This is a genomic window from uncultured Piscinibacter sp. (assembly GCF_937952055.1).
In the GTDB taxonomy this organism is placed as follows: Bacteria; Pseudomonadota; Gammaproteobacteria; order Burkholderiales; family Burkholderiaceae_C; genus Piscinibacter.
Genome location: NZ_CALFYO010000011.1, coordinates 135,497 through 146,748 on the forward strand (window position 1 = coordinate 135,497; position 11,252 = coordinate 146,748).

Here is an 11,252-nt window from a genome sequence, read left to right on the forward strand (position 1 = left end):
CTGTGAAGGCTAACGTCTGAGCAGCCCTCGCTCGCATGGCTGATGAACACGACGCAGGTCAATCGACGGCGGCGCGGCCGTGTCGCACCGGGGTCGCCTTGAAGAACAGACGTGCCTAACGCGGTGTCGGCCAAAGCTTTTTCGGCAACGGTGGAATCGACCACTGCTAAGTTCCTCTACGGGAGCGCGCCGACGCCGCTTGTGCTATGCGTTGAACACGGCGCTCAATACGGACTGCCATCTCGCACTGAGCTTGCGGTAGCCCAGAGCCGAGGGGTGGATCTCGTTCTGCCAGTCGACAGTCGCACCTTTGTCCGAAGTCTTTGCTGCCGTGAGCGTTCCCTGGCCGTGTACGACGTGTATGGAGCCGTCCGGCGTACTAGCCGCTATGTGGTCGATAAGCGTCTGCAACCGATCTAGTAGCACACGGCACAACTCGGCGCGGTCCGCCTCGGGGATGCCAAATGCATTCATCGCCGGGTACAACCATGGGCCGAAGCCCAGCCCGGCGCCGGCGTCGCGCGCGACGGCAATGTCATAGGTGTGCGTAACTATCGCGATGCCGCGGTTTTCCGGCTTCTTGTCCCGGGCGACCAGCAAGTTCTGGTAGACGGCCACGAGGTGAGCACAAAAGGTCTGCCATCCCGCATTGGACAGGTAGCGCTCGCCACCTGGTGCGCTGGTCCACTCATCAGACTTGGCCAGCAATCGGAGGGCTGCCGTGTTTGTTGGCGGCTGCTGGGCCGCAGCGATTAGGTCGTTACCGCCCCCTGACAACAGTAGCCCCCCCCAGGCCCGCCGCCGCCGCCCGTTCAGGAAGTCGATGAACTGTGGCGCCTTAGTGGTGTCGGCCATGAGGCTCAGTCTTGCGCCCGGCTGAGCACAGTTCACCACGCACGCGCGGACTTTGGTAGTACCCATGCCGTCGAAGAGATTGGTTGTCAGATTTGGCGGGATAGCCCCGAAGGAGAACCATGAATCGCCCTGTGCGAGAAGCTGCAGGTTGAACTCACTAAGCGGCGCCGGGTTCTCCGCACTGAGCACCTCAGCAGGCGTGAAAACTTGGATGGGCTTCATTGAGTTTCCTCGCAGCGAATCGGCCTGACCCTAGCAGACAAACCACGCGCCGCGCCGGAACGGCGCTGTCACGCTCATTGCGCTGACTCAGCCTGTAGACCGAAGCACACCTGTCGTCCTAAGCAAATGCGTGCAAGGCAACCGCGGACACCAGGAACCTCATTAGACCGCCGACGCTCGCCGTCTCCTTACAAGCAGCACGATACTTGAAGATCGCGAACGCTCCGAATCCCTAGGAGTGAGACCCACAGCTCTCCTGGTTGCCTGCAATTGCGATAGCCAGGCCTGAGTGGGAGTGACCTTCGCAATGCGAAGCAACGACGTTGGCTTGCTGCAGTCGATCGTGAATCTATCGGACAACCAGTTGGGCAATGCCGACTCTCGGTCGGAGGTCATCAAGGAGTACTGTGCCCGGCCGCTCGACTTCCCAGGAGCCGGGCCCGATTCCCACCAGAGTCCGGAACGTGCACACTTGGGCTGGCTCAATCGCAGATTGATTGGGCCAAGATCAAGGGGGGACAGACATGCCACACTTAAAGATCGAGTGCCCTGGAGAGGCAGCATGTGCGACATCGGTCGTCACCATCGGAGGCGCCTGCCAGCAGGTTCCGTTTCGATGATGCCGTCGCAAAGTAATTGCCGGTGAAGAGCAAGCACGTCTACGCCCATCCGCTCAGAACGGGGCCGCGGACACGTTCCCTTGGGTTGAAGACGAGCAGGCACTGCAAGAGGTACTCGGGAATCTTCCGCAATGAACTACAGAGATTGGCCGCGAGCGGGCCGCATCAGCTGACATGCAGAGGTCAAATCACGCAACAGATGCGGCAATACCGATTCAAGGGACTAGACTCGGTACGCAACTGCCACTCGCCTCACTTGTCAGTTGAGCCGATGCAAAGTGGCAAAGAGTGGATCGAGACGCCCATGGGTTGTCTGACCGCAGGCGTTCATGTCAGCGACAGATTGCGAGACATTCCATATGCCTTTGACTCCTGACCAAGCTGCCGCGCATCAATTTCTTGGCGAGTTGAGAACGCGCATTTCCACTCAACCTCTTCCGTATCAGCACGGGGTGGAGGCGCGGGCCCTACAGAGCATGTGGGAGGTGTTCGGGCAGGCGCGTGACGCAATGACGATGAACCCCGGCTGCGAGACCTTTGCGAGACGCACAACGGAGGTGTTGAATCTCATCGTCCGACCGCTAACAGCGAAGTGGCACCGCGCCTTAGAAGACGGTCGCCTCAATGGGCGCGATGGTGCCGATGAGTTTCGAGGCGAGCTGAAGCAGGTTCAAGAAGAACTTCGTGCTTTTGCTTCGGAGCTGCACGAAATGGCTTATGGCACGGCACATCTGGACTCGCTGGCGCCAGATGTCATGCAATCTGAAGAGATGGAAAAGCTGTTTCGGCCGCTACCTTTCGGCTTTGTTGCTCATTCCCCAGGATTGAGGGAGATCGCATCGAAGATTGCGAGCGATGAAGGTCGAGCTGTCGGGAGTCGTCGCGAGAAGTTGGGAATTGAGACCGCGGTGGGCATGGACGCCACCGGCCTTGCACTATCCGGCGGAGGAATTCGGTCTGCGACGTTTGGGCTTGGGGTCGTTCAGGTGCTCGCCGAGAAGGGCTTTCTCAAGGAAGTGGATTTTCTGTCCACTGTATCCGGCGGAGGCTACACGGGATGCTTTCTGACGCAGGCCTTAGGCAACGGCGAAGATCAGTCGACCGTTGCGGCACCGCACGGACCAGACACGGATCCGGTGCGCTACGTCCGTCAGAACGCGAAATACCTCCTGGTCGGCAATCTCAAGGAACAGTGGTCCATGGTCACGGCGACGCTCGCCGGGATGATTCTGAACTGGACCGCGCCACTGCTTGTGATTCTGTCGCTCGCGGCTGTGGTGAGCCAGGTCGATGGTTGGGGCGCTGCTGAATACTGGAAGTTCACATTGGGCGGCGCCGCAGTGCTTTGCGGCCTGGCAATGGTTGTCTATGCGTGGGGCGTTCGAATGGGAAAGAGGACGAGTCAGGTCACGGGCAGCGTTCTGGGGATCCTACTTGCTCTCACGGTGGGAGTCAGCATCGCTTGGGTACTCGAACGAAGCGTTCCTGAGCTCACCGCGAGCGGATATTGGCGAAATGCCGGTAGCCTCGGCGCAGTTCTCGCGGCCCTGGCGGCAGCGGTGCCCGGAGTCGTTCGCTTCCTTCCGGTATTGAAGAACCCGAATACTCGCAGGCTCGTGTTGAAGGTTGCGCTCGTGCTCGCGGGCTTTCTGATCCCGCTGATCGCCTTGCTGCTGTTCCACGCGTTCCTCGAGATTGCTTCCGAACACTTCACGGCACTGCTTTGCGTCGCAGCTGGGCTCGCTGGCATTAGCATCTTCTTGCTCAACGTCAATCTGACCGGCCCACACCGCCTTTATCGCGACGGTCTGGCCCGGACATTCATCCAGAGGACGGCCAGTGGCAATCCACACATTCGACTAGACGAGATCAACGCGGGGAACACGGCGCCCTACCACCTTCTTAACTCCGCGCTAAACATTCCGACCAGCTCAGATTCCGCGCTCAAGGATCGTCGCTGCGACTTCTTCCTGTTCTCAAAGAACTGGACAGGTTCGCCTGCGACCGGCTATCACCCGACAGCAAGTTGGCGAACGAATGGTAAGCCGCCTGACCTTGCTACAGCGATGGCCATCTCGGGAGCAGCCTTCTCTTCGCACATGGGGCTAGCATCAATGCCCACCCTGACTGCATTGCTGACGATCCTGAACGTGCGGCTTGGTTTCTGGATCAAGCGTCCGGACACAGGTGGAATGGGCGCTCCGGGATTCATTTGCCTGCTGCGGGAAATGACTAGCATTCGCATGTCTGAGAAGGAGAAGTGGCTGAACCTCTCCGACGGTGGGCATATCGAGAACCTCGCGATTTACGAGTTGCTCCGGCGGCGCTGCAAGTTCATCGTTTGCGTAGATGGAGAGTCGGACCCTGGCTACACTTTTGAAGGCTTGATGACACTGGTTCGCCACGCGCAGATTGACTTCGGTGTGCGCCTTGATCCCAAGCTGGACGAACTCAGACCCGATCCGAAGACGGGATACAGCAAGTGCCACTTTCATCTGTGCCGCATTCACTATCCTGAAGGTATCGGCCTACTTCTTTACATCAAGCTTTCGGTCACAGGGAATGAGTCTGAACTAATACGGCGATTTCGAACCAATAACTCTGATTTTCCACACCAGACAACGCTGGACCAATTCTTCGATCAGGAACAGTTTGAAGCCTATCGGCAGTTGGGTGTGCACGCGGCCGAGAGCGTGTTCCTGCCGGCATTGATGGACGGCGGGCAGCCTGCCAATGTGCGGGATTGGTTCCGACAGCTCGCTAAGAATCTTCTCGAACCTGTTCGCAGCCCGCTGTCATGAAGACTCCCCTCTCCGAGACGCAACCTCTATCCCTGTTCCTGTCCAGCAGGTGCAATGACACCTTCCTGTATGAAGGAGAGCTTCAACCATTGAGCGTGTTGCGATGCGCCTTGAAGAAGAGGCTCGAGGTAATCAAGCTTGGCGGCAAGCAGGTGTTCAAGGTCTGGATTCACGAGGACGAGTCGAACGCGGCCGCATTGATCGATAACTGGGAGGCGTGCAGGGAGAAGTCCCGGAACGCGGACGTGTTCATCATGCTATACAACGGACGCGCAGGCTGGCTAGGCACCGATAGTCCAGTTAAGGATGGCGTCGGCATCTGCCACGCGGAGTTGTCAGCGGCCTTCAACAAATCGCCCGCCAAGGTGCGCAGTATCCGCCTCAAAGAACTCGTCAAAGCAGACGCCGGATCGCCCGATGAGGCATTTCAAGACTACGTCAGGAAACTGAAGATTCCTGGCGCCCAAGTGAAGGACGGCGAAGAGGTTCTTGAGCGCGCTGAGGAACTCGCTGCAGCAATCGTACTCGGCCTTGCCCGTGAAGGCGTCGGCATCAACTCCTCAGGTGGCTACTTTGCCGGCGAGGCACTCGAGTGGAGCCGCAAGAACTTCCAGGAGCGGCGCCGGCTGATGACCGACGCGGTGGTCGGGCTGCTGAGGAGAATTGACGGCGTCGCCGTGAAGGACGAGATGGCCGATGTTGCAGCGGTAAGGATTCGGGGCAGCTTGATCGGCTTTGTGTGCGACAGCATCCCCGCTTCGATGACTACGGCTGCTGCTCGCGAGCTCGTAGGACAGCCGTTTCTGCGTGACCACGAAATCACCAATGGGTGGGACAATGGACTACAAGGCCCTGTGCATGTCATTGCATGCCAGAAGGGTGTCACGGAGACGCAAGCACTTCGCCAACTAGGCTTTCCCGATGCAATCGTCGTCTCGCACCCGTTCGGCGTCTATGTGGCTGATGAAGTGCAGAAGATTCAAATGGCCTTCGTGGCTAACTGCCGCGATGAGACAACTACCAAGGAAGGCGTGCAGGCATTCCTCAACTGGCTGGACGACCACGGCGAGGTCAACTACCTAGTGCAACGTGCAGCGGACCGCCGCCGGATCAGCGACTTCGTACGCGCACTACAGGGACACGAACCCGGCAATGCAAAAGTCACGGCTCCGCTGAAGCCCAGGAAGCAGGCGCGATAGGCTATGGTCAAAGAGGAAGATACATGTCAACGCGTACCGCACGCGAATTTTTCATGTCGGGAGCACCTCAAATCCGAGCCGCTGGCTCATCCCGCTGAGTACCAGCTCGACGGCGCGGCGGGCGTCGGTGGTAGACATCATCTCGCGCGTCTGTGCTTCGTCCAGCCCAGTTAGCAGTTGGTCGGCAAGTGCCGGCCGGGCGGCATTGATCCTTTCGGAAAGCATTCTCAATCCAGCCGTCGTGTCAAGCATTCCTGGTGGCAAAGGCGTCTTAGACGCCTGATCCCGCAGCCGGACCAGTGCTGGTGTGCGCTCAAAGTGCCAAGCAGATTCGAGTTCGGCTACCGTGTGCGGCGCATGCGCTAAGAGCGCGCGAGCAAGCGCCTCGCTTGCTCCCCCGAAGCCGCCCAGCACGTACAACGGAACGCGATTCTCGATGGCTAGACGCGCCTCCTCTAGTACCCCTGGCATGAACCCGCTATAGCCGGTGAGCTTGCCGCCAAGCACGATGCGTGCACTCATCGGCGGGATGACCGGTTGCGTGGGTATGGCCTTATACGGGACCAACATTCCCTGGGTGGCCAGGCGCCTCATTGCACTGAGTGTGACCGCGGTATTTAGCAGTCGCCTGTCGTCTTCGATCGGCGTGTCGTCGGGAAGTACATTCGCGCCCGCTATGTCAGCCATCTGTTGTGTGACGCGCACGATGTGGCAACAGTGAATCCATTGCGCCTCGACGCGTGGGGTGACCGACAAATAGACCGGCCAACTCAAGTGGTTGACGAGACGCCCAATGGCTAGGTTGGAGTCGGGTCCGCCAATGCTATTGTCCTCCTGCTCTGCACTTATCAGACGCAGCAACTCATACGTGAAGTTGTCCTCTCGCTCAACCCAACTTCCAGCGTAGGCCAAGTTTGCCCCCGTGCGGAGAAGCGGTCTAGCCAGGCGCACCAGCAGCTCGCGTAGATGCTCTAGACCTAGCCCTCGCGCGAGAAGGGGGTCACGCTCGTAGGAGATTGAGAGTCCGATGAGCCGCTGCGCAATGGCTGCAGAGCGGTGGCGGCGGGTGGTCTTGGTGATCGAACCCATGGCACCTCTCCTCAAGGCTTAGCTTGATCGAAGCTGCGAAAGGTAACCTGCGGAAAGTACTCGGCCAGGGTATCGAGTTCGAGCCCCGACAGCCCCCGGCCAGGGTATACCACTGTCGCCTCAATTGATGCATCGCGCACCACCGGTATATGCAACAGAGTGGTCGGGTCGGGCAACCAGTTCAAGATGACGCTGTCCGGTGCCGATGCGAGCGAGCGGCCAAGTGAAGAGTGGAACGCCGCGAGAAGTGCGTCACGCAGCACCGTCGTCACGATCTGCTCCTCTAGGTCAGGCGCATCATCGCTCCAACGGATCAGCGTGGCATTGCCCATCTCCGGGATGCCGACGGTGCGGGCACCTGGTTCAAGCGCGTCAACGACGAGCATTGGCTGCAGTCGCCAGCGCTCCGGCAACTCCCCTTCATTCGACTCTCGCCTAGGTCGGCGGAACAGCGAGAGCTCGCGACGACACCAAGGTCGGCTCGCATAGCGGGCGCTCCGCACTGCGATCAGCGCCGCCGTCTGACTGGATCGCAGACTTGACTCAAGAACTCGCGAGAAGGCCGATCCGAACGGGATGTCGTTCTCGTCGTAGAAAGCAGCCAGCTGGGTCTGGCTGTAGATGTAGTCACGGATTCGCCGTGCTGGTGTCGTTCCGTCGGCCTTTGCGTGGCTCAAGAAGAGGGAGACCTTGGGCGACGCGGAGTCACCGATCGAACTGGCCTGGAACCCCGCCGCCTCGCTCGGAGCAGTTGCCGCCGGGTTGATCGGAAGAGTCGTGCCCAACAAGTGACGGCACAGTGCTTCCGTCAGCTGCTTTAGCATCGATCGCGTCACCTTAGCCAGGGCGACTGCACGCGTCTCGCCTACAGCCGTTTCATCGACTGGGAGCCCCGCAGGGCGGAGGAAGTTCAATTCCCGGATCGGGTGTGCCACGTTATACGCCGTCGAGTCCAAGGCGACAGGCACAAAGGTCCGGGGCAGCTGCGTCGGGGCTTGGTTGGCCGCCAGCTCTCCTAGCCAGTAACGCCAAGCCGGGTCGGCCACCATGTGGTCGTCAACAAGCAGGATGAGGATCTGCTCATTGACATGTCTCGAACTTCCGCTGGCTGTACCAGCCGCAGCCGCTGGGGCCCTGACCTCTCCTGGCAACGGGAGCGGTAGTGCGCCAGGTTCAGAGTCCGGAGCAGAAACACAGCGGTAGAAGACCTCGGGACCCAGGCCGCTCCCCGGTCGCAACCACCCATGGATTTCCCGCGCCAAAGTTTCCCCGATAGCGCAAGCGGGGTGCCAAAGTACGAAGACATCGGGAACTCGGGGGGAAATGAATTCCATCGTTGGCACCCTGTCACATCTGAAGGTTCGATCTTCGTCCGACGCGAACCGTCCACGAACGAGCTATGCTGCTGCTCGATCGTATCGGGCCCATACACTTCTCGCCAGGGCAGTGCTAGGGAGGTGAGCCAATGCCTTGACCTGTTCCTTGTCGAGGCTGTTGCGGCAAAGCATGACACGGCTGACTTTGGTCATTTGAATTGCTGTTGCCGGGTTATTGCCGAGGATCTTGCGGCCGCGATGGACGTTGCAACCTACGAAGTGCGCCGTCCCTGTGAACCGCAGGGTAGCATTGCGCGGCAGCCCACCGCCTACCAAGCGAGCAGACTGGGCAAGTCAGTTCCCGGCCTCGCGGGAGGAAGACATGCGTGATGCTCGCCACGATGCGTTCATAACGTACACGCAGCGGAATTCTCGCGACTGGTCCCTGGCGAAGGCTGTGCAGCACGGACTGCATCGACTGGCCAAGCCCTTCTATCGCTTGCGCGCCATGAACGTCTTCCGGGACGAGACGTCACTTGCGCAAACCAACAAGATCGGTCAGTCGCTCCGCGAGCACCTTCACAGATCCGACTACCTGCTTGTGATCGCCTCCCCGACCTCAGCGGCCGCCGAGTGGGTTCGCGAGGAGACGCAGCAATGGGTGCAGATGGGCCGCCTAGATCGCCTCATCATCATCCATGTCGAGGGGCACCTTCGCTGGGACGTCGATGGCCGCCGGTTTGACCCCGCAACAGCCAGCCTGACTCCAGCCGTTCTGGATGCTGACTGGACGGATCAGCCGTTCATCATCGACCTGCGAGGCATCAGCAGGGACGAACTGGTGCTCCGCAATCCCGCCTTCGCGATGGCGATGGCCAAGATCGCAGCTCGGATCCAGGGCGTCGAACCGTACATATTGACGAGTGAGGACGTGACCCAGCACCGCCGCACAATGTTTGCGGCATGGGGCGCAGGCTTGAGCATCGTGGTTCTTGCCGGCGTGGTCTCGGCGCTGTACGTGGCCGAGCAGTCGTCCCGCAGGAATGCCGAGCTTCGCCTCGCAGACTCACTTGTGTTTCAGTCGCGCGAGTACGCGGCACGTCGGCAGTGGCAGTCGGCGTCCGAGGTCTTGGGCCGGGCTTGGGACGGCTACGCGTCCCTGAATCGCTCACCTCTTCTGGCGGAGTTTGCGACCTGGCTGATCGATCGGGAGCGACGATCACCATCTGCACAGATCCAATTCAAGGGCAGACGCTTCTCAGCAGCGGCATTCGACTGTGCGAGTCGCACGCTGCTTGCCGGCGACCAGGCCGGCGGCCTCGTCGCATGGCAGCCGGATCGCAGCGCCGCAGTGGACACCGTCGACAAGCATACGGGCCGTGTGTCTGAAATTCGAGCTGTGAGTGCTGGCGTGTTCAGTGCAGGCCATGACGGACGGCTCCTTCAATGGGACCTCACGGTCAATCCGCCAACGGCCCGCGAACTGCACAGATTGCAGGGGAAGTCCGTCTCTTCGATGGATGCAACGGACGATGGCTCGCGATTCGTGTTTGGGACCGCGGACGGCCTTCTTGTGGAGTTCGACAAGCGCAGCGGGCAGTCGATCACCTGGCCTGCGCACGCCGGCGACGTGTCCGCTGTGCGCATCAACGCAGACGCCTCCCGCATCGTCTCGACGAGTAAGGACAATACAGCCGCCTCCTGGAAACGAAACGGCTCGGCGTGGTCCCTGGCCTACCCACCCACCAAGCAGCGCGGCCCAGTTCAGGATGTCGCCCTGCTGGAAGAGATGGATTGGGGATTCCTTGCAAATGCCAACGGCTCGGTGGCAGTGATCAACACCGAGTCAGGTGCGCAAGCACGAGCACCGAACGCCCCGACCGAAGGCGCCATTTCAGTCGCAGTCCGTGGTGAGTACGGTGTCACCGGTGATTTCGCCGGGGCTCTTCACCTCTGGGATGTCGCCACAGGCGCACCGGTGGCAGAACTCGTGGCACACCGCGGCGCCGTACTGACGATGTCGTTTGCCTGTACCGACCAGTTCCTCGTCACCGCAGGTACTGACGGCTTGCTAGCGACTTGGACAATGGGCAACTCCGCGGCGGCGGCGGGTCCTCGCGTTGACGCCAAGAGCAGGATCGTGCTCTCACCGACGGGAGACAGAGCCCTCGTTATCGCCCCCGACGGCAGAATGGAGCAGTTTGACCTGCCCACTTGGCGGCGTACCGAGACCGGCGTGTCAGCAGGCGGAGCCGTCAGCGCAGCTTCGTTGAGCTCAGATGGAACAGCGTTGGCCGTAGGAAGGGCTGACGGAGAGGTGCACATCTTTGACTGGCGTAGAGGGCGTCTCGCGACCCGTTCGGTCTCCCGGGCGTCGGGCAAGGCTATCCAAGCACTGGCGGTATCAGACGCGGCGCGCTTGACCGCATGGCTCGACGGCACCTCTCAGGTCATGGCTTGGGCATCGGGCGGCGACCCCGTGCGCCGCCCGTTCCCGAACGCGGTCCGAATCGACGTCGCGGCGACGCACGACTCGGTGCTTGTGGGCACGAAGGAAGGGACGGTGGTCGCGCTGGACGCAGCGACGCTTGAAACTGAACATGCCGTGCTCAAGCACGACGCGGAGATCGGCGTAGTGCGCTACTTGTCAGAGCCATCGCGCATCCTCGCCGGCGACGCAGCCGGGACGGTCACGGCAAGAACCATAGAACGTGTCGACACTGAAGGAGAGCCAATCGTCCTTCGACCGCCGGAGCGCGTTGGCAGCGCGGATGACTTCGGTCAGATCATCGCGGTCACGCAGGCGGACGGCGGACGTCTCGTCATCGCGGTGACGAGTGGATTTCGGATCGGCGTGTGGGAACTCGACTACCGGCGCAACCTGTTCGCGCGTCCGGAGACGATTTATCCGGGCTTCAATACCGCGCTGAGCAGCGCTTCGATCTCCAAGGATGGTAGGACCATCCTCGCATTGACCGCAGACGGAAATCTGCTGTCGCTGATCCTCCCTGTCCGTGCCACTTCAAGCGGCCTCTCTGCTTCACAGCGCGACGCAGGAAGGTAGCCCTCTCCCCGCTGCGGCGCCATCTCGATGCATCTCGCAAGAGCCGATGGCTCCTGTGCCGTCTCAGTGCAAAGTTCTTGCTGCGG

Annotated in this window: 6 protein-coding genes; 3 read left to right on the forward strand and 3 right to left on the reverse strand. The window is 60.6% G+C overall.

Annotated elements, in window-relative coordinates; translation table 11 throughout:
* Positions 1 to 204: 204 nt before the first annotated feature.
* Positions 205 to 1,077, reverse strand: a complete 873-nt coding sequence (locus tag Q0599_RS04500; RefSeq protein ID WP_298826306.1) for a hypothetical protein — start codon at positions 1,075 to 1,077, stop codon at positions 205 to 207.
* 949 nt (positions 1,078 to 2,026) lie between these two features.
* Between Q0599_RS04500 and Q0599_RS04505 the strand changes: the two genes are divergently transcribed.
* Together Q0599_RS04505 and Q0599_RS04510 are read left to right on the forward strand one after the other, a co-directional pair.
* Positions 2,027 to 4,498: a patatin-like phospholipase family protein gene (locus Q0599_RS04505; RefSeq protein ID WP_298826308.1), complete on the forward strand. Its 2,472-nt coding sequence runs from the start codon at positions 2,027 to 2,029 to the stop codon at positions 4,496 to 4,498.
* Positions 4,495 to 5,697: a hypothetical protein gene (locus Q0599_RS04510; RefSeq protein WP_298826310.1), complete on the forward strand. Its 1,203-nt coding sequence runs from the start codon at positions 4,495 to 4,497 to the stop codon at positions 5,695 to 5,697. Before Q0599_RS04505 ends, Q0599_RS04510 begins: the two co-directional genes overlap by 4 nt.
* Positions 5,698 to 5,748: 51 nt before the next feature.
* Here Q0599_RS04510 and Q0599_RS04515 read toward each other — a convergent pair whose 3' ends face one another.
* Both Q0599_RS04515 and Q0599_RS04520 read right to left on the reverse strand, forming a co-directional pair.
* Positions 5,749 to 6,786 (reverse strand): hypothetical protein, encoded by a 1,038-nt coding sequence (locus Q0599_RS04515; RefSeq protein WP_298826313.1) that lies wholly within the window; start codon positions 6,784 to 6,786, stop codon positions 5,749 to 5,751.
* Positions 6,787 to 6,797: 11 nt separating this feature from the next.
* A complete protein-coding gene (locus Q0599_RS04520; protein WP_298826315.1) occupies positions 6,798 to 7,610 on the reverse strand; it encodes a toll/interleukin-1 receptor domain-containing protein in 813 nt (270 codons plus the stop codon).
* 874 nt (positions 7,611 to 8,484) lie between these two features.
* On the opposite strand from Q0599_RS04520, the gene Q0599_RS04525 reads away from it, so the two are divergent.
* Positions 8,485 to 11,166, forward strand: coding sequence for a TIR domain-containing protein (locus Q0599_RS04525; protein ID WP_298826317.1), 2,682 nt, complete (start codon positions 8,485 to 8,487; stop codon positions 11,164 to 11,166).
* Positions 11,167 to 11,252 lie beyond the last annotated feature (86 nt).

Coding starts and splice junctions, on each gene's coding strand:
- Q0599_RS04520 (WP_298826315.1), bottom strand. CDS start 7,610: ATGCTAAAGCAGCTGACGGAAGCACTGTGCCGTCACTTGTTGGGCACG.
- Q0599_RS04525 (WP_298826317.1), top strand. CDS start 8,485: ATGCGTGATGCTCGCCACGATGCGTTCATAACGTACACGCAGCGGAAT.
- Q0599_RS04500 (WP_298826306.1), bottom strand. CDS start 1,077: ATGAAGCCCATCCAAGTTTTCACGCCTGCTGAGGTGCTCAGTGCGGAG.
- Q0599_RS04510 (WP_298826310.1), top strand. CDS start 4,495: ATGAAGACTCCCCTCTCCGAGACGCAACCTCTATCCCTGTTCCTGTCC.
- Q0599_RS04515 (WP_298826313.1), bottom strand. CDS start 6,786: ATGGGTTCGATCACCAAGACCACCCGCCGCCACCGCTCTGCAGCCATT.
- Q0599_RS04505 (WP_298826308.1), top strand. CDS start 2,027: ATGTCAGCGACAGATTGCGAGACATTCCATATGCCTTTGACTCCTGAC.